The sequence below is a fragment of the Alteromonas sp. RW2A1 genome (genome assembly GCF_001886475.1).
In the GTDB taxonomy this organism is placed as follows: domain Bacteria; phylum Pseudomonadota; class Gammaproteobacteria; order Enterobacterales; family Alteromonadaceae; genus Alteromonas; species Alteromonas hispanica.
Genome location: NZ_CP018031.1, coordinates 3,883,602 through 3,903,839, shown reverse-complemented (window position 1 = coordinate 3,903,839; position 20,238 = coordinate 3,883,602). Strand labels below are relative to the sequence as shown.

Here is a 20,238-nt window from a genome sequence, read left to right as displayed (position 1 = left end):
TTAGCGTTTGCTCAGAGATTGTCGTTCTATCACTTCAGGTACGAACAAGTGTTCAATAGAATGATTAATTTTGGTGTTATAAACATTTTTAAGTACCCAGCGTGCTGCCATTTCCCCCATTGCCTGAATAGGGTTATTAATAGTGGTCAACTTGGGGTAAAGATAACGAGAAAACAACACATTATCGAAACCGACAATAGACAAGTGCTGCGGAATTTCCAATCCAGACTCTCGTGCTGCTGTCATTGCACCAGAGGCCATTTCATCATTGGCGCAAATAAGTGCGGTCATGTCTGGGAAGTGTTTTTTCATGAAGTGCATACCGTCTTGACCAGAAGACTCATGAAAGTCACCTTCAAAGATATGCTCGTCTTTAATCTCAATGCCGGCTTCTGTGAGTGCGCGCTTATGACCTGCAAGTCGGTCGGTAGCATCTTTCTTAAAACTAGGTCCGCTAATATAACCAATTGATGTGTGCCCTTGGTCAATCGCAGTGCGAGCGGCTAAATAGCCACCTTTTTCGTTATCTACTACAAAACAGTTATCATCTAAACCGTCTACGCGACGGTTGATAATAATAACGGGAAGGTCGCTGGTGCACAGAGTATTTAAGTATTCATCAGATACGGCTTCGGCGTGAAGTATCAATGCATCGCAGCGTCGGCTTTTAAGGAACTCAATAGCTTCGTGCTCTCGCTTTTCATCTACATGCCCTGCGGTAATGATTACGTGCTTTCCGTATTGTTTTAACACCTGTTCAACGGTGCTCATTAGGTCGCCAAAGTAGGAACCATGAAGCTCAGAAACAAGAAGACCCACGCTATTTGTGCGATTAGATGCTAAAGACTGCGCGATAGCATTGGGCTGATAGCCTAGCGAAGCCATAGCGGCTTCAACCTTTTTTCGCGTTCTATCGCTAACCTTTGTATTTCCATTCATCACTCTGGAAACGGTAGCTAATGAAACGCCGGCTGCTTCTGATACTTCGTAAATTGTTGCCATGGTGTAGAGTACTTATCCTTTTTCTATACTGCTAATGTAACATTAACTCTACTTTTCACCAGCTCTTGAAACGCAATTCCACTGTGCTTCAGCGTTCTTTTTTGTGTGTCGTAGTCGACATAAACAATACCAAACCGTTTTGTATAGCCAAGCGCCCATTCAAAGTTGTCCATTAAACTCCAAGCAAAATAACCCTGAATATTTACACCGGCTTTAACGGCATTGTGAACAGCGTTTAAATGCGAGTTAAAGTAATCGACCCGGTCGGTATCTATCACTTCTCCATTTACCATTTCATCGTTCATGGCAGCGCCATTTTCGGTAATATAAATAGGAGGAAGAGAATAGCGGTCATTCAAATCCACTAAGATTTCGGTAAAGGCATCAGGGGTAATTTCCCAACCCATAGAAGTAAGAGGAACATTTTTAGGCTCTACGACATCAAACCAGCCGTCTTCTGTCGCTTTATATACCGTGCGTGTGTAGAAATTTATTCCCAGAAAGTCGATTGGCTGAGAAATAATATCCATATCGCCCTCGTGAATATCCGGCTGTTGTTCATTTGGCAGCTGTTGGCATATGTCGGGATAAGTCCCTTCAATAATAGGCTGTAAATACCAGCGGTTGTGGTATTCATCGGCAAGCTTTGCGGCCAGCATATCGGCTTGTGAATCTGTAGCACTGTGACAAGTTGAAAAATTAAGCACAATACCGTTTAGGCTGTTAGGGCATTTCTCACGAAGCACTTTCATGCCCAAACCATGGGCCAAAAGCAAATTGTGTGCTGCCTGTCTGCCATTCGCTATACCGGTTTTTCCCGGCGCGTGAATGCCTAATTCGTAGCCTAAATATGCAGAGCAAAAGGGTTCGTTGAGGGTGGCATAAGAGTACACTTTATCTCCCAACGCGCTAGCTACAAGCTCTGTGTAGTGCGCAAAGGCAGTTGCTGTGTCTCTGTTAAGCCAGCCACCGTTATCTTCAAGATATTGGGGGAGATCCCAGTGATATAAGGTAACAAATACCTTTATATTTCGCTTAACCAGTTCGTCAACCAAGTTAACGTAGAACTGCATGCCAATGTCGTTCACCGAACCATCACTGTTAACCACTCTTGGCCACGAGATTGAAAGGCGATAAGCATCCACGCCAAGCCCAGCAATAAGCGCTACGTCTTCTTGCCATTTTTCGACGTGCTGACACGCAACATCACCATTAGAATTGTCTTCAATCGTATTGCTTTGTGAACAAAATGTGTCCCAAATTGAGTCTAGTCGACCGCTTCGGTCGCCTTCAATTTGAAAGCTTGAGGTAGCTACGCCGTATAAAAAATCCTTAGATAACAACAAGGAGTTGGCAGGGAGCGTGATGTTTGGCATTGTCTCATGTCCTAAGCTTAACAAACTGTACAAAATAGTTTGTTATTCATAAATCAAAAATAACATGATTTTTACATTGAATTCAGCAACGCTTCATGTAATTATTCACTGAAATGTAAGCGCTTACAAGCAAGTGTTCTTGGCCGTGTAAGCGCTTTCAAATGTTAATTTATCATTAATTACAAAAATAGCAATAGAGGTTATCAGTGGACATACCAACGCAACCTGACTCGCAGCCAGTGAATAATGTAGCGCCAAGTGGTAATTATCGCTTTGCTCTCATTTCATTAACAACATTATTTTTCATGTGGGGATTTATTACCTGCCTGAACGATATCCTTATCCCCTACTTAAAAGGTGCGTTTAACCTCTCCTTTACACAGGCGATGCTTATTCAGTTTTGCTTTTTTAGCGCCTATTTCATTGTTTCACTGCCTGCCGGGCTAGTGGTATCACGAATAGGTTATCAAAAAGGTATTGTGCTTGGGTTGGGTATTGCCTGTTTGGGTTGCATCATGTTTTACCCTGCAGCTGAAAGCCAAATATATGCGGTTTTCCTTCTTGCGCTCTTCGTATTAGCGTCGGGCATCACTATTTTGCAGGTATCGGCTAACCCATATGTAACTGCGTTAGGAGACCCCAAAACAGCCTCTTCTCGACTTACGATGACCCAGGCGTTTAATTCTCTTGGCACCACGGTAGCGCCATTTTTTGGTTCGTATCTTATGTACGGGGCAACAGGCGAACACAACGCGGCGACGGCATCGGCCTCCGATGTTCAAATTCCTTATCTTATACTCGCTGCATCGCTTCTTTTACTAGCGTTGGTATTTCTTTATTTAAAGCTGCCTAAACTCAACCACACCAGTACTAATACCGGCATATTCAAAGGTGGGGCTTGGCAGCATAGGCATCTTGTTCTCGGTGCTGTAGGCATTTTTATGTACGTCGGTGCCGAAGTTGCCATAGGTAGCATGCTAGTAAACTATTTAGCTAGTCCTTCAGTGGCTGGACTAACTGAGGCAAAAGCATCTAAGTTGCTTGCATACTACTGGGGCGGCGCTATGGTCGGACGCTTTATCGGTGCAGTTGTTATGCAAAAAGTCTCCGGCGGCATCGTGTTGGCATTTAATTCAGTTATGGCTATCTTTCTTATTGTGCTGTCGATTTCTACCACGGGGCCACTTGCACTATGGACCGTGCTTGGTGTGGGTTTATTTAACTCCATCATGTTTCCTACCATTTTCAGTTTGGCGCTTCAGCAACTTGGCAAAGATACACCGCAAGGCTCAGGTATTTTGTGCTTAGCCATAGTAGGGGGAGCTATTATCCCGCTTTTCCAAGGTATGTTGGCTGATAATATCGGCGTCACACTTTCATTCTTGCTACCGGCTTCTTGTTACTTGTACATCGCCTACTACGGTTTAATAGGCAGCCGTGTAACACAACTGATTAAAGATTAAGGAGTAGTAACGATGCGAAACACATTACTCGCTTCCGTAATTGCTGGCGTATTGTTAAGCGGCTGCGGAGTTGCAGAGAAAGAATCTGCTAGCAATCAGGATGAGAGCGTAGAAAAAAGCGGTGCGGCAAAAATTTGGCCAAAGCTTGATATCGAAGTAGAAAAAGATCCGGCTGTAGAAAAGCAGGTGTCTGAGTTGATGTCGACAATGACGCTGGAGCAAAAAATAGCGCAAATGATTCAACCAGAAATCCGCAATATTACGGTTGAAGAAATGCGTCAGTATGGTTTTGGCTCTTATCTTAACGGTGGTGGCGCGTTTCCAGACAATAATAAACACGCAACGCCTGACGATTGGGTTGCGCTGGCTGAAAAGCTATATCAAGCGTCTATTGATGACAGTTTAGACGGTTCAACCATTCCAACCATGTGGGGAACAGATGCAGTTCACGGTCACAATAATGTGATTGGCGCTACGCTGTTTCCCCACAATATTGGGTTGGGGGCGGCAAAGAATCCCAAACTAGTCGAGCAGATTGCTCACATAACAGCTAAAGAAGTTATGGCAACGGGCATCGATTGGGTATTTGCACCCACGGTGGCCGTGGTAAGGGACGATCGCTGGGGGAGAACTTACGAGAGCTACTCAGAAGATCCTGCCATTGTTCGTGACTATGCTGCTTCGGTGGTAAAGGGCCTGCAGGGCGCTGCCGACAAAGACTTTTTGAGCGATCAGCGGGTTATCAGTACCGTAAAGCACTTTGTCGGTGACGGCGGCACTTTAGGTGGTGACGACCAAGGCGACAACGTTGCCAGCGAGCAAGAGCTGTTTGATATCCATGCCCAAGGCTACGTTGGCGGGCTAACCGCTGGTGCGCAGTCTGTTATGGCTTCGTTTAACAGTTGGAATGGTGAAAAGCTTCACGGTCACAAATATTTGCTGACCGATGTATTAAAAGAGCAAATGGGCTTTGACGGCTTTGTTGTGGGCGACTGGAATGGTCACGGCCAAGTGAAAGGGTGTAGTAATACAGATTGTGCACAAGCCGTTAACGCTGGGTTAGATATTTTTATGGTGCCTAGCGATTGGAAAGGTGTTTATGAATCTACGCTTGCCCACGTGAAAGATGGGGTCATACCCATGTCACGAATAGACGATGCTGTGCGTCGCATTTTACGGGTTAAAGTACGCGCAGGTTTGTTTGACAAGCCTAGTCCAGCTAATCGCCCGTTATCTGGTGATCGTTCGCTTATAGGCAAAGAATCTCATCGTGAAGTGGCTCGTCAGGCCGTTCGTGAATCATTGGTATTGCTTAAAAATAAACAAGGCCTATTACCTTTGTCAGGGAATAAGCGTGTGTTAGTTGCTGGCGATGCCGCAGACAATATTGGTAAGCAATCTGGTGGCTGGAGTATTACCTGGCAGGGTACGAATAACACGAACGATGATTTCCCGGGTGGCACTTCAATATACGACGGCATTAAACGTCACGTAGAAAATACTGGTGGCGATGTTATGCTTTCTGTTGACGGTGTATTTGAAGGTGAAAGCGAAACTCCAGACGTGGCTATTGTGGTATTTGGCGAAGAGCCGTACGCGGAAGGTCATGGTGATAGAGAAACGTTAATTTATCAGTACGGTACTAAAAAAGACTTAGCGCTGCTTGAGCGTCTTAAGTCTCAAGGTATCCCAGTGGTATCTGTATTTATAAGCGGCCGCCCTATGTGGGTTAATGCAGAACTAAACGCTTCTGACGCATTTGTGGCAGCATGGTTGCCAGGTTCAGAAGGTGCAGTGGTAGCTGATGTATTATTCGGCGAGCAAGACTTTAAAGGCAAACTTCCATTCTCGTGGCCAGCAGAGCCTCAGCAAATTGTGAATATAGGCGATGATGACTATGAGCCATTACTTTCCTATGGCTTTGGATTAACGTATGCCGATGAAAATGTCTTATCCGATGATTTAAACACTGAAGTAAGTGTAAGCAGTGACAATAGTCAGTCTGTTGAGATCCTTAACGGAGCGGTTCAATCTCCTTGGGTACTATGGCTTTACTCAGGTGACGAATCGTTAACAGTAAATGCCAGCACACACAAAGTAGGGGCTATTAATTATCGCACTGTGGATAAAGTCGTTCAGGAAGATGCTCGTAAAGTCACCTTTGACGGCAGTGAGTTTGCCGCCATGCGTTTTGCGAGTAAGAGCTTCTTCCGGGAAGACTTAAGCGCACAGTTGCTGACTAATGGGGCACTAACCTTTAGCGTTAGCCGCCATAGCGATATTGAGAGCGGTTTAACCGTGGGAATGAACTGTGAAGGCGAAGGAGATGCACCGGGAAGCTGCTCAACACAAATCGATATTAGCGAGCAAGTAAACGCGTTACCCCTAGATACGTGGTCTTCAATCAGCATTGATCTGCAGTGCTTTGTTGATAAGGGGATCGACTTCACTGGCTTAGTGGTGCCGTTCGAGCTAGGAAGTGCTGGTAAAGCGAGTGTAAGTTTGGCTGATATTGAATTTACGCCTAATGCCGCAGAAAGCGCAGATATTAGCTGTAAATAAAAGCATACTAAAATCAATAAAAAACCGCTCAAATTTTATTTTTGAGCGGTTTTTTTTATTGTTTTCGATTACCCAAGACACTCTCGAACACACTCTGCGTATTTTTCACCTAATTGATCTTTAACGCTTATCTTTTCCATTTAAGCTGCCTTAACGTTAAATTTATACCTTTTCATTGCGTATTCTTAAAAATATCACTCCACGACTCGCAAACGTCTGAGTTTTCCTTTATCGATCGCTTATCGAAATAGTAACTATTCCTATTTACATTAAAAGGCGCATTCAAGACGCAGTGCAAATAGTATAAATAGAGGGTTAACCCCTGACTACTAACCAAAATCACACATAAAACTTGTAGAACACGTGGAGAATTATAGTGAAATTTAAACCTACGACTATTGCTACAGCCGTAATGTTGAGTCCCGCTGCCCTTGGGGTTGCAATGGAAGATATTGAAAGACTTACTGTTGAAGGAAAGTATCTTTCGGTAAACCAATCAAACTCTATCAAAAGCCCTACTCCTATTATCGATGTACCACAAAGTTTATCTATCATGACGGCAGAGGAAATTACTGCCCGCGGTATTACAAGCGTAGGCCAAATTATCGATTACACCCCAGGGGTAAACACCTCTCAGGGTGAAGGACATCGTGACGCCGTTGTGTTTCGTGGTGTACGTTCAACAGCCGATTTTTATATAGACGGTAATCGCGACGACGTTCAATACTATCGTGCGCTGTACAATGTTGAGCAAGTTGAAATTTTACGTGGTCCTAACGCATTACTGTTCGGTCGTGGCGGCACGGGCGGTATTTTAAATCGCGTTTCTAAGAAAGCGACTATCGATCAGCAGTTTGTAAACTACAACGTATCTGCTAACACATTTGGCGCGTACAGCTTACAGCTTGATACCAACATCGACACTGGCGAAGATTCTGCGGTAAGAATTAATGCTATGTACGAGAGTCTAGATAACCATCGTGATTTCTTTTACGGCGATCGTTACGGCTTTAACCCTACAGCACGCTTTCAGTTGAGCGAGGATACAATCGTTGATTTATCCTATGAGTATATCGACCACGAGCGTTTTATCGACCGTGGTGTTCCTACTGGTGCAAACGGTGAGCCGGTAGAAGCGTTTGAAAACATTGTCTTTGGCGACCCTGAAAATAACTATCAAACGTTAGAAGCTGACGTGTTTCGCGCCAACTTACAGCACAACTTTTCAGACAACTTAAAAGGTAACTTTAACGCCTTTTACGGTGACTATGACAAGGTATATGCCAACTTTTATGCCGCTGACTTTGACCCAGAGACAAACGTTGCGACGCTTGATGGTTACATTGACGGTACTGAACGTGAGAATCTTATCTTGTCGGCAAACCTAGTCGGTGAGTTTGCAACGGGTAGCATTGAGCACACGGTTATTTTCGGTGGTGAGTTTATCAATACTGAATCTGATCAGAATCGTTTAAACTCGGTCTTCGATTCAAATGGCGACGACCAAGAAGATTTCCTAGTTAGCGGCCCTTTAGACTTTAGAGGATTAACAGGTACTAACGCGGCTGGAAATACAGTCACTACTGCATTTACGGATTTAAACGACGATACCCGCGTAGACCTAGACGTATATTCATTTTACGTACAAGACGAAATTGCTCTATCAGAAAACTTCGACCTTGTATTAGGTGCTCGTTTCGATAGCTTCGATATTGAAGTATTTGACGCACGCCCTGAGGTATTAGAAACCCGTAACCGCACTGATGAGGAAGTCTCTCCTCGTGCAGGTCTTGTGTATAAGCCTCAAGAAAATATCTCAATTTATGCCAGCTACAGTGAGTCGTTTTTACCGCGCAGTGGCGAGCAGTATGCCAATATTAACGGCGATGCTAATAGATTAGACCCTGATACGTTTACTAACCAAGAAATTGGTGTGAAGTGGGATTTTGCTGACAGCATGAGCTTTACAGCAGCGATATTTGAAAACGAGCAAACCTCATTGGATAACGATCCTAACGACCCGGAAGGCTTCGTAGAAGTGGATTCTGATGTGTCAGGCTTTGAGCTGCAGCTACAGGGCTACATTACTGATAAGTGGTTTGTTACTGCCAACTACAGCAACTTAGACGGTGAAAATGCGAATGGAGTAGAGCTTCGTGAGCTTCCAGAAAATACTATGTCGGTTTGGACAACATATCAAGTAAGCGACGTGTTAGGCTTTGGTATTGGCGCAACCTATCAAGATGAGAGTTTTGTGGTTACCGCTACCGATTCGCCAGTCCTACCAAGCTACACCCGTGTCGATGCGTCTGCATACTACGAGCTAAACAACGGCATGCGTTTACAGCTTAATGTGGAAAACTTAACTGACACATTGTACTTCCCGAACGCGCACTCTAGACATCAAGCAACGGTTGGTGCGCCAATTAATGCAAGACTGTCTGTTATCGGTTCGTTCTAAGACGGACTGACTCATGCCAATAAAAAAGGCCGCTTCATGTGAATGAAGCGGCCTTTTTAATTGGGCTTGTTATTAAATACAAGCCCAACACTAAATACACTTAGAATGTATAACGAGCACCTAGTGTGTAACGCGGGCCGTATTGGCGAGCAAATAAGAACTGCTCTTCAAAACGTCCATATCCACGCTCAGTTTCATCGTTGATGTTAATGCCCTCTAGGAACACAGTAAGATGTTCATTAACGTCATAGTTAATACTTGCATCAATTTGCGCGTACGTGTCGAACTGAGTGGCTGGGTTATCCGACGAACCTTGAGCTTGACCAATACCTACGACATAGTCTGAACGCCACGCATAAGTGATTTTTGCCGACAAGCCATCTTTTTCATAGAACACTTGGAAGTTAGCAGAGTCACTAATACCTACTAGTGGGTCTTGCTCTTCAAGGTTATACGGGTCGTATTCAACATCGCCATCTACCAATGTGGCGTTCGCGCCAAAACCAAAGCCGGTTTCACCGAAAGTATGCTGAATAGCAAGCTCGATACCTTCTACGGTTTTCGCATCACTAGAGTTACCCGGCTGTGTTGTACGCCATGTAATAAGCGGGTCGTCTGCATTCGGTGTTACAACACCGTTTTCATCGGCATAACCGTTGTTCACAAAGTAGTCGTAAATAGCGCTATCAGTAGCCTGTGTACCAGCTGCTTCAAGTGCATTTACCGCTTCATTCCAACGGGGGCCTAAGTAAATATCATTAAGACCTTCGAACTGACGGTCTTGACCCGTTGTTGTGATGTAGTTGTCTACTGACTTTCTAAATAGACCTATAGCCGCGTAGCTTGCTTCGTCGTAGTACCACTCAAAAGAGAGGTCTAAGTTTGATGACTCAAAAGGCAGCAAGCTTGTATTACCCGCTGAGGCAGTACGAGCACCAATTTTAGGACTACCGCTAAACGCTAGGCCGCCTTGCAATAAACCAATAGGCGCTCGGGTAATTGACTTACCCCATGAGAAACGTGCTACCACGTCGTCAGTTACGTCAACTTTTACGTCGAACATAGGCAGAAGAATGTCGTACTCGCCTGTAAAGTCCTGTAACTGAAGACCTTCTTCAAACTGTGTAATCCACTCAGAAGCGGCTACCCAGTTGACTTGCTGTGGAACACGAACTTCTGCTGAACTAGGTACTTCTGTTTCTTCGTAGCGTAGACCCGCATTAATTTGAACGTAGTAATCGCCTAGCTCAAAATCCCACTCGGTTTGTACGTAAATAGAGTCTGTAATTTCCTCTACATTACTTACAGAAGGAGCACCCATGTAATATGGATCGATTGAGTATGCGTTAGCCTCACCTACGACATCAGCAGTAATAAACGCCAATTGGCGGGCAATAGCTTCGTCGAAATCAAAGGTATAGTAATACCCAGGGTTCATATTCGCACCACCGCTACTAAAGGCATCTAAGAAACCGCTGGTGTCGTTGCGTACGAACATGCTGTCTGGGAATATTTGAGTAAACGATGGGTTAAATCCTGGGCCGCCTCGCAAGCCGCTCCATGCTTCAAATCCACTTAGCGCCTGTTCTGTGCGTGCATACCCAAAGTCCACTTTAATTAGAGGAATATCAAAAGCAGAGTTGAACCAAGTACCGTCCAATTGAAGTTGCTCAATATCAGAACGGCCAGGAGAATAGATAAACTGGCTAAAGTTAGAGTCTATTTCGCCAGGCGCAATTTCATTAGTGCCGTTGTTCCAGTTTACAAATACCTGAGGAATATCACCTTCGCGGTAGTCGTACACTTTTGACTGAAGCTGATTTGAACCAAGAATAATTTGGCCAGAGCTGCCAAGACCTTCATCGTATCCGTTGTCTATTTCGTTGTATGAATCATGGTAATCGAGGGCTAAATGCCAGTCGTCGTTTACCATCCAATCAAGGTTAATACCAATTGAGCGAGCGTCAACGCGTGTGGTATTTCTGCTGGCAGTGAACGAGCCATCGTCGCCGCTGATATCAGCAAAAACTGCCGTACCGTTTGCATCTAGCTCATAAGCATTAATGTTTGAACCGAAGTTATTCCAAATACCCCAGCCCACAGTGTTAGTTCCTGTGGTAGCACGAGACGCCGTGTAGTCTACCGTTGCTGTGAAGTCGTCGATAGGACGGAACTGGAAGGTCACTTGCGCATTTGAACGTTCGCGCTGAACATCACTAATGCTGTAGTTCATATCTTTAGGGAAGAACGCAGCATTGGTAATGTTAGAACGGTTATCAACTACATTTTCTGGGTCTAACTCAGGTAGCGCATCGTTCTCTTGTAACTGCCAGCCCTGAATGTTCGCCGCTTGCTGCTGGAAGTCACGCTCTTGGTGAGAAAAAGATACACCAAAACCAAACATGTCATCGGCAAAAGTATTGCTGTAAACACCTGCAATTTCAGGTGTTACATCATCACCTTCTTCGTTTGAGGTATCGTAAATACCCTTTACTGAAAATGAGGCTTGCTGCCCTGATTGCGCTAGTGGCTTCATGGTGATGATATTCACCGTTGCACCGAGGCCACCGCTTGGGTTTTCAGCGCGAGCAGTTTTTTGAAGCTCAAGCGTGTTAACACCTTCAGATGAGAGGTTAGACAGATTGAATGAACGAGTGAAACCTGTACCCGGCATTTGACGGCCGTTTAGCGTTATCAAGTTAAATTCTGGACCAAAACCACGTACCGTGATTTCGTTACCCTCACCGTTATTACGGCTTATGGTTACACCGGTAATACGCTGAAGCGCCTCTGCCAAGTTGGTATCTGGGAACTTACCAAGTTCTTCTGCCGATATTGCATCAACAACACCGTTTGAACTGCGTTTTAAGTCCATGGAGCGAATCATACTGCCGCGTATACCGCTAACTTGGATAACTTCAACTTCGCCTTCTTCTGGAGTGGCTGTTTCGTCTTCTTGTGCATAGCTAGGCATTGCCAAGGTAGAGCCCAATAACAAAGCCATAGAAGTGGCAAGCTGGGTCTTTTTAAAGGTAGTGTTTTTCATAATTGCCTACTAATTCTTATCAATTTGACGTGCCGCCAGGGCTACTGGCGGCACATTGCTTTATTACTGTGCTGCTATTTCAACATTGTCTACGCGGTATACAGCGCCATTACCTGTCCCCCATGTAGGGAACATCATAAGAACGTTGATAGCACTGATATCCAGGCCTGCGTCATAAAGAGTTTGCAGTGGGAAAGTGTATGTCTGCCACTCGCCCTCAACTGGGGCAACACCCTCTAAGCTTGCAGACATAGGGAGTTCAACTGCGGTTGATGCGCCAATTGATTCAATTTTGAATAACCAATCACCTGATGTATCAATTGGCATTGCGCTTACTTTCATTTCAAAGCGAACTACGCCTGTAGAAAGTAATGCCGATGCGTCGTAAGACACGTCTTCATCAGCAAGGAAACCCATTACCGTTGGTGTTTCACCAATTCTAAATTCAGCAACGGTTCCGTGCTCAGCGTCGTCTACTTCTTCTGTTGGTGTTGAACCACCACAGCAGTCCCAGATAGACCATTGCTCAGCAGCGGTGTCAGAGAAAATGTTCAACCCGCCTGCTGGAGCTTCGTTGCCACTATCAGGGTGGAAGAACTTCACATTATCTAAGCGATAAACAGCCCCTTCACCCGTGCTCCACGCTGGGAATATCATGATGACGTCAATACCGCTTACATCTAGGCCACGAGCTTGTAAATCGGCAATGGAGAACGTGTAAGTCTGCCACTCACCTTCGACAGGGGCCTGACCTTCTACGCTGTCGCTAAGTGGAAGCTCGACAGCAGTGGCAGCGTCGTTTGATTCAATTTTGAATAACCAAGTTGAGTCTGGATTATTTGGCGAGCTAACAACTCTCATCTCGAATTGAAGAAGACCACCATCGGTAAGTGCAGTAGCGTCAAATGGAGTAGCACCGCCGCCATCAATAGCACGAGTGGTGAAGCCCATAACTGTTGGATCTGCGCCTATACGGAACTCAGCAGTAAGGCCGTGCTCTTCATCATCCATTTCTTCAGTTGGTGTTGAACCGCCACAGCAATCCCACATTGGCCAATTTGGATTTTGTCCAGCTTCGAAGATAGTAAGCTCAGGGTATGACGCACCGCCTTCTTGTGAAATTTCAACGTTGGCCATGCGATACACCGCACCGCTGCCGGTATCCCACAGTGGGAATACCATGATTACGTCGATGGCACTGGTGTCTAGGCCTGCCTCTGCTAATACACTCAGTGGGAATTCGTACGACTCCCACACGCCTTGCTCAGGTGTGTCGCCTGCTACATCCGCTGGACCTACGTAGCCATCCTTTAGAGGAAGTTCGGCGAAGGTAGAGCCCTCTGAACTCTCAACTTTAAATAACCATGAAGTTGTTGCGTTGTTGGGAAGTGCCACGGTTTTTAAGTCAAACTTAATGCTGCCAGTTTCTTCCATTGGCGAAGCGTCAAACGGTGAAGCTTGGCCATCTGGGTCGGTGATAAATGCCGAGCGACTAATAAAGCCCATCACTGTTGGCGCGTCACCAATACTAAACTCGTAAACCTGACCTTCTTCTGCATCTTCAACGAGTGCAGGAGTAGAACCACCGCAGCAGTCCCATGCTGGCCAGTTTGGATTAGGCGTGCCGTCGAAAATAGTCAGGTTCTGCGCGATACCTGTAGAGGGTGGTGACGGAATTGGAGCCGCGCCTTCAACTAGCGCATCTTCAAGTGAGTCGTAACCTGGGCGAACCGTTTCACAGCCTTTGCCTGTCATTGGGTCTGATGCACATTCGTAAACACGAACATAGTCAACTTCAAGGCTTTGACCTTCTGCAAATGCTTCAGCGTCGATACCTGTTTCATTCACAGACTCAGGCCATGCTCCTCCAACAGCAAGGTTTAAAATAAGATAAAACTCTTGGTCGAAAGGTGCATTGTCCCAATGAGTTGTTAACTCACCTGTGCCTTGCTCATAGTATTCTGCATACCAGCCGCGGTGTGAAAGGCCGGTGGCTTCACCTTTACTATTTTCGCGTACTTCAGAACGACGCTGCGTAGCATACAAGTAACCATCCATATACCAGCGGATTTCGCCTTCTTGCCACTCAATGGCATAGGTATGGAAATCGTCAGCAGGGTTAGCGCCGTTTGGTAGCGAATAAGCTTGGCCTGAACTGTCGTTATTCGGCCATTCCTGACCGTAATGAAGTGTGCCGTAGATATGATTTTCAGGATTGCCATCGATGTCGGCAGCTTTGAGATTAACCGCTTCCATGATGTCGATTTCACCAGAGCGTGGCCACCCGCCGTATACTTCGTCGGTTGGCATCATCCAAAATGCTGGCCAAGAACCTTGACCTTCAGGCATTTTCGCACGCATTTCAATACGGCCGTATTTAAAGTCGCCTTTATAACGTGTATTTAGGCGTGCAGATGTGTACGGCTTGGGCGCGCCTTCTTCTGCGGGAAGAGCAACAATATTTAGCATACCGTTGTCGACAAATGAGTTGCTCTCGCTGTCGGTGTAACACTGTGCTTCGTTATTACCACCGCCGGCGCAATCTACTTCGTGGGTCCATTTATTTTCATCGATGCTTGAACCGTCGAATTCGTCGCTCCAGACTAGCTGCCAGTCTGAAACCGGCGCTGACGCGTCAACGACGTCGATATCTGTGGATGTGGTGGCTCCACCACCGCAGCCAAATAGGGTCGTGACTGACAACGCGGCGGTAATCCGCGTAATTTTTGATGCATGTTTAGTCATTGCTTTCAGCCCTGCTAAGAGTGTTGTAAAGAAATCGCCGCGATGGCTTATATTTTTTTGAAAGCGCTTACAAAATTCGGCGTAATAAATTTGGAAGCGCTTACATTTTGCTAACATTAAGGCCTTGCGATCAAAAGATCAATCATATTTTCATATTTTTAACATTAAACAGCGAGTGTAAAGTGTTTAACATTTTTGTATATTGCCATTAAACAGCTGCTCTCCTCTCGATTTTCTACAAAGATTTAACAATCTTTTTCTATGTGTATCACCATGAAAAATATGCTTTTATTTTCCGGGTGAGATTGTTTTTTTGTTACTTTTGTTTGAGAACGTGGAATCAGTTGCCACCAGTATCAATTGCGGAACTCTAAATTTGTGAATATGTTGTTTATTCTAAAGTATGTATTTGCCTAGAAGTGTTACGGCATGTTGAGATTTTGTGTGCGAAATTAGGTGTAAACGAGAAAAGCAAAGATAGTCAGTGAGTAAATGTTTTCTCAGCTTGTGAAAATCGCTAACACTGCATTTTGATAATACAATAAAAAAACGGCCGTCTTTTTATTGATGGTCGAACCTAAAAATGGAAGCACTACAAATGCATCATCACCATCACCACGTGCATAGCCACGCTCACCACCACGAAAGTAAGGTTACTGACAGTAATAGAATAGGTTGGGCTTTTTGGCTAAATTTTGTTTTCACCATTATTGAATTTATTGGCGGCTGGTTAACAAACAGTGTGGCTATTATGGCTGACGCAGTGCACGACCTTGGCGATACGCTATCTATAGGCCTTGCTTGGTACCTCAGTAAGCTGGGGCATAAAGCTGCAACGGAAAAGTATTCTTACGGCTTTAAGCGGCTAAGTTTGCTTGGAGCGATGATAAATGGACTGATTTTGATTGTGGGTTCAATATGGATATTGCTTGAGGCAATACCGAGACTATTTAACCCCACCATGCCAGTCACTGAAGGCATGATAGTACTAGCGATAATGGGAATAGCGGTTAATGGATTCGCAGCTTATAAATTAAGTGGCGGCCACTCTTTGAACGAGAAAGTGCTCAACTGGCACCTAATTGAAGATGTGATGGGGTGGGTTGCAGTGTTATGTGTTGCCATTTTATTGCAGTTTGTACACTGGCCAATTCTTGATCCTATTCTCTCCATCATATTTACGCTATTTATCTCGATCAACGTTGTGCGGTATGTGGTGAAAACCATGAAACTGTTTTTACAGGGCGTACCAAATCAAGAAAGCAGAGTAGCAATTCGCAGCGCGCTGCTTGAAGTGCCTCATGTCGAGGAAGTTCATCATCTGCACTTTTGGTCATTAGACGGTGAACAGCATGTTCTCACCGCCCATTTAGTTATTGACTGTAATGTGGATACACAGACGCTGCTAAGGCTCAAAAGTGAAGTTGCAGAGCGTTTGACTGAATTTCAGCTTGCTCATACAACAATAGAATTTGAGCTTCCTGGAGAGCCATGTAGAGATAGTAAAGACCATCTTCATCGACATTCTCACAACAACGAACATGTAGAAATTGAACACTCGAAATAGCACTTATTTACCGAGTTGCATTCACAGCGCTCTATTTACATGCTTTTATGTCAAATCTGTATATTTTGAATGATAAGCAGACTGCCACTTAGGGTAAGCATCAGTAAAGCAAGGGCTCGAATGTGTTTTGCAGATACTCTAGCTGTAAGAAGGCGTCCAATTCGTGTGAAAATGAGTACCACAGGCACGGCGAAAAGTGTCGATATAAGCATGTCGTAAGAGGGCAGTGTACCGAAAGGAACTACAATGAGTCTTAGTAGCGAAGTCATACAAAAGAACGCGAGCAACGTAATGCGGATTTCTACAATTGACCAAGTTTGGCGGTAACATTGAAATACAACCGGTGGTCCGAATGTTGAAAACAATCCGCCGAGCACTCCGCTTAGTGCGCCTGCTACACCAAAACCGAAAGGCGAAGTCGACGAAACACTGCGCTTAACCAGCAGTAGTGCGCAACACAATAAAATAATGCACCCAAGTAACACATTTAGCCAGTTTGACATGTATTGTGAAAGGTACTCCAACAGCACATAGCCTATGGCTAAAAATGGGATTGCTGTTGATAGTAAGATTATGAAGGCCTGTTTATTTACATGGTGGGTGTTTCTAAACACCAAGCTAACAGAGTTAAACAAGCTTAAAAAACTGACTAAAAACGTGGTTGCCGTAAGCGGCATGATGTTAAGCAGAGTAAAGCTAGAGACCACGATAAGACCAAAGCCAAAGCCGCTCAGCGTTTGAAGAAGTGTCGCTACACTTAATAGCGCAAACATTAAAATTAGCGTTTCAAACACCATTGTGGAAAATCACCGCAACAATAAGGCAAGTAAATAATTGGTTAGCGACTGTTAATTTTTGCTCAAAACCGCAGCCCAACTGCTTAAAAAAGACATCAGCTAAAAATGCTGCAATGGTAACCTCTTTTCAATTTGTTGAAATGTTACTAATAAGCTGTTTCCTACTATTCATCTAAACGTTGATAAAATTTGCTACTGCAAGTTCACACTCTTACACGGCATTTGCAGTGAGAAACTGTAGGCCCGCTATCCAGTGTTGAACCTTATTTTTATCGCCAAACTCTTATCTAAAATCATAAAAGGCCCTTAACAGCTGAAAATAAGTAAAGCGTTAAAGCAGCGCGTGGTACGGTCGATAACGTAACTACATGCTTTTATGTTCGTTTTCTACTTCAGGTTAATAGTCACTGCGGTTTACTTTCTGTTACTCTTGAAAAAACGAATTACTCTCACTTTTCGGTAAATTATATGTTTGTTTCACGCGGTAAATATGAAGAAAAAGAAGCGCAAGCTAGGCAGCTAGAAATGCGTCTTCAAGATACCTTGGATAAGGTAGCGCAATTAGAAGCTGAAAACTCAGCCTTAGCTAACGAAGTTGAAGAGCTGACTGCCGCGGGAACTCAGGCTAATGATTCTGTACTTCTCAAGTGTGTGATAGATGCATTACAGCAAATAGACAGCATTAGGGAAACAGTGCTGGCTGCATTTGAAACTATCGAAGCCGAAAGCCGTTCAATATCCGATATTGATACCTTGTTTTCGCAGTCGGCATCAACGCTTGGCAACATTGTTAACGACATGAGCGGCTTAAATGTTCAAATGGGCAGTATGAGTGAGCGTATTTCCGGTCTATCAACGACGGCGGATAACATTAATAAATTCGTTACAACCATTACCAGCATATCAGACCAAACTAACTTACTAGCACTTAATGCGGCAATTGAAGCCGCTAGAGCCGGCGATGCGGGAAGAGGTTTTAGTGTGGTTGCCGATGAGGTACGAGCGCTTGCGACTGAAACGAATAAGTCTGCAACGGAGGTATCTGAATTAGTAAACGGCATTATTCAGAGCACGGCAAAAGCGGTGTCGGGTGTAAACGAACTGCGCAGTAATAACGAAAACTTAGAAGCGGGTATTAACGAGTTAAACGGCAGTTACGAAGGTATGGTGGGCCATTGTAAGACAATGAAATCGACCATAACTGATGGTGCCTTTAGCACGTTTATTCAAACCGTTAAGTTAGACCATGTTGTTTGGAAAGCTGATATCTATGCCATGCTTTGCGGGTATAGCAATAAGTCAGTATCCGAACTATCAGATCACACAAATTGTCGCTTAGGGCAGTGGTACAGGGAAAATACGGGTAGCCATGTAGGTAAGTCAGCAGCTTTCCGAGAGCTTGATAGCCCACATGCAACAGTACATTTGAGTGGAAAAGCAGCCATAGAAGCAAAATTTGCAGGTGATCAATCGACATCTGATGCTAAGCTTATAGAAATGGAGCAGGCTAGCGCACGAGTGATGCAGATTCTCGATACGCTAGCTAATTATTAGTCATTGCTAGCAATTAAGCGGGTCTAGGTTTAAGGCCCGTCGTTGTCTTGAAGGTAGCTTACGTTTGAGTAATGAGAAAAACCACATTGCCAATGAGAGGATTAGCGAGCTTGAAGCCCGCGTCAATTCATTAGAGCGGCAGCTAAAGCGTCAAAAAATAGCCCGTAAAAACGCTGAATCCTTTTTAGAAACCTATTCTCAAGATGCGTATTTAGCTAACCAAGCCCTTCGAAAATCCCTTCAAGCTTCTAAGCAGCGAGAACGAGAGCTGCTCTATTTAAGTCGCTCTGCATCACAGCTTGGTGCAAACAACACTGTCGCATCCTTTATTTTCTCTGCGCTTGAGTCCGCCGTTGAGTTTTGTCAGGCCAGCTGTGGAAAAGCAATCATTGTGAAAAATGGCGATATGGTGGTAGGTGATGACAATAAAGTATTAACGCCGAACGATGGTTGGATTGAGGCTAATGACCTCTCTACGCTTATTGTTAATGAGCTACCTTTAACCCTCACCGAAGGTTACGCCCACTGGTGTGTTAATGCTGTTGAGCGCGATGATACAAAAAAGGAAGCGAGAGTTATTCATTTTATGCATGAGCTTGCGGATAACGAATTTGCTTGGCTAGCGTTGTTAACCGAAGACGACAATCTCGATGAAGAAACCCTTTATATACTCGATACCACAAAGCATTATTTGAATTTTGGCCTTCGCTATCAACTCAAATCCCATAAGCTTAGCCACCAAGAAGCTGCCATATCAACAATGCAAGAAGATAGGAAGCAGTTGGAAGAAAGGCTTGTTAGTGCCGATAAAATGGCCATGCTTGGGCAGCTTGCTGCTGGGATTGCCCATGAAATTAACAACCCTATTGGTTATGTTCGCAGTAACACAACAGTTGCTAAAGAAATTTTCAATGATTACCAAAGTGCCCTTGAGCAAATAGGCGACTTGTGTCGTGAGGCCGGCGGACACATAGCCAGCACCTTCGAGAGGTTAGAGAAGGATTACGCCTTAAAAGACAGTGCTAAAGATATTGCTGAGATGTTTGAAGAGTCTTCAGAGGGAATAGAGCGGATTATTGATATCGTTAAAGCACTGAGAAGCTTTTCTTACCCGAACTCTGATAAACGTACTGAAATAAGTGCAACAGAGGCGTTCCAGACCGCAATTAAACTCACCAATAATCTTTATAGGTATAAAAACAATGTCATTTTTTGTGAGCCAGAACATGATGTGACGTTTAAAGGGAATTCAGGGCAAATACAGCAGGTTCTTGTCAACTTTTTAACCAACGCTATTTATGCCACTGCAGAGGGTAAAAATATTACGTTGAAAGTTGAGAGAGACAATGACAACGTGCTGCTCATTGTTGAAGACGAAGGCGCTGGGATGTCAGCCGAGGTGCTCAACAAAGTATTCACCCCATTTTATACCACTAAGCCGCCGGGAGAAGGTACAGGGCTTGGTATGTCTATTTCGCTAACAATAGTAGAAGAGCACGGCGGAAAAGTAGATATTTACAGTACCGAGGGGGTGGGCACGCGAGTCGTCGTCTCTATCCCTTGTAGTTCGCCTGAAGATTAGTGGGTAAAAGGCACTAGGCCAACAGGCATATAAATCTCGTAACACTTTTTTTTAATTAAAGTTTTTCTAAAACTAGACGTTAT

At 44.5% G+C, this 20,238-nt stretch carries 11 protein-coding genes; 6 read left to right on the top strand and 5 right to left on the bottom strand.

Annotation, left to right across the window (positions count from 1 at the left end):
• On the bottom strand, positions 1 to 1,002 hold the full coding sequence (locus tag BM528_RS17195) for a LacI family DNA-binding transcriptional regulator (RefSeq protein WP_071980890.1): 1,002 nt from the start codon (positions 1,000 to 1,002) through the stop codon (positions 1 to 3).
• Between the two features lie 23 nt (positions 1,003 to 1,025).
• Positions 1,026 to 2,378, bottom strand: a complete 1,353-nt coding sequence (locus BM528_RS17190) for a GH1 family beta-glucosidase (RefSeq protein ID WP_071980889.1) — start codon at positions 2,376 to 2,378, stop codon at positions 1,026 to 1,028.
• A gap of 206 nt (positions 2,379 to 2,584) precedes the next feature.
• On the opposite strand from BM528_RS17190, the gene BM528_RS17185 reads away from it, so the two are divergent.
• From BM528_RS17185 to BM528_RS17175, 3 genes are all read left to right on the top strand, one after another.
• Positions 2,585 to 3,841 (top strand): sugar MFS transporter, encoded by a 1,257-nt coding sequence (locus BM528_RS17185; protein WP_071980888.1) that lies wholly within the window; start codon positions 2,585 to 2,587, stop codon positions 3,839 to 3,841.
• 12 nt (positions 3,842 to 3,853) lie between these two features.
• Positions 3,854 to 6,403 (top strand): glycoside hydrolase family 3 protein, encoded by a 2,550-nt coding sequence (locus BM528_RS17180; protein ID WP_071980887.1) that lies wholly within the window; start codon positions 3,854 to 3,856, stop codon positions 6,401 to 6,403.
• A gap of 376 nt (positions 6,404 to 6,779) precedes the next feature.
• The gene (locus tag BM528_RS17175) at positions 6,780 to 8,864 is read left to right on the top strand and encodes a TonB-dependent receptor (RefSeq protein ID WP_071980886.1); all 2,085 of its coding nucleotides are present in this window, start codon (positions 6,780 to 6,782) and stop codon (positions 8,862 to 8,864) included.
• A gap of 100 nt (positions 8,865 to 8,964) precedes the next feature.
• On the opposite strand, the gene BM528_RS17170 is transcribed toward BM528_RS17175, so the two are convergent.
• Positions 8,965 to 11,910, bottom strand: a complete 2,946-nt coding sequence (locus BM528_RS17170) for a TonB-dependent receptor (protein ID WP_071980885.1) — start codon at positions 11,908 to 11,910, stop codon at positions 8,965 to 8,967.
• A 63-nt stretch (positions 11,911 to 11,973) separates the two neighbouring features.
• Complete coding sequence (locus tag BM528_RS17165) at positions 11,974 to 14,655, bottom strand: glycoside hydrolase family 16 protein (protein ID WP_071981386.1); 2,682 nt, start codon at positions 14,653 to 14,655, stop codon at positions 11,974 to 11,976.
• A 583-nt stretch (positions 14,656 to 15,238) separates the two neighbouring features.
• On the opposite strand from BM528_RS17165, the gene BM528_RS17160 reads away from it, so the two are divergent.
• Positions 15,239 to 16,222, top strand: coding sequence for a cation diffusion facilitator family transporter (locus BM528_RS17160; protein ID WP_442855892.1), 984 nt, complete (start codon positions 15,239 to 15,241; stop codon positions 16,220 to 16,222).
• 50 nt (positions 16,223 to 16,272) lie between these two features.
• On the opposite strand, the gene BM528_RS17155 is transcribed toward BM528_RS17160, so the two are convergent.
• The gene (locus BM528_RS17155; protein WP_071980883.1) at positions 16,273 to 17,019 is read right to left on the bottom strand and encodes a sulfite exporter TauE/SafE family protein; all 747 of its coding nucleotides are present in this window, start codon (positions 17,017 to 17,019) and stop codon (positions 16,273 to 16,275) included.
• A 468-nt stretch (positions 17,020 to 17,487) separates the two neighbouring features.
• Between BM528_RS17155 and BM528_RS17150 the strand changes: the two genes are divergently transcribed.
• On the top strand, positions 17,488 to 18,573 hold the full coding sequence (locus BM528_RS17150) for a methyl-accepting chemotaxis protein (RefSeq protein ID WP_071980882.1): 1,086 nt from the start codon (positions 17,488 to 17,490) through the stop codon (positions 18,571 to 18,573).
• A 64-nt stretch (positions 18,574 to 18,637) separates the two neighbouring features.
• Positions 18,638 to 20,155 carry a sensor histidine kinase gene (locus BM528_RS17145; RefSeq protein WP_071980881.1) on the top strand — a complete coding sequence of 506 codons (1,518 nt, stop codon included), beginning with the start codon at positions 18,638 to 18,640 and terminating at the stop codon, positions 20,153 to 20,155.
• Positions 20,156 to 20,238: the final 83 nt, after the last annotated feature.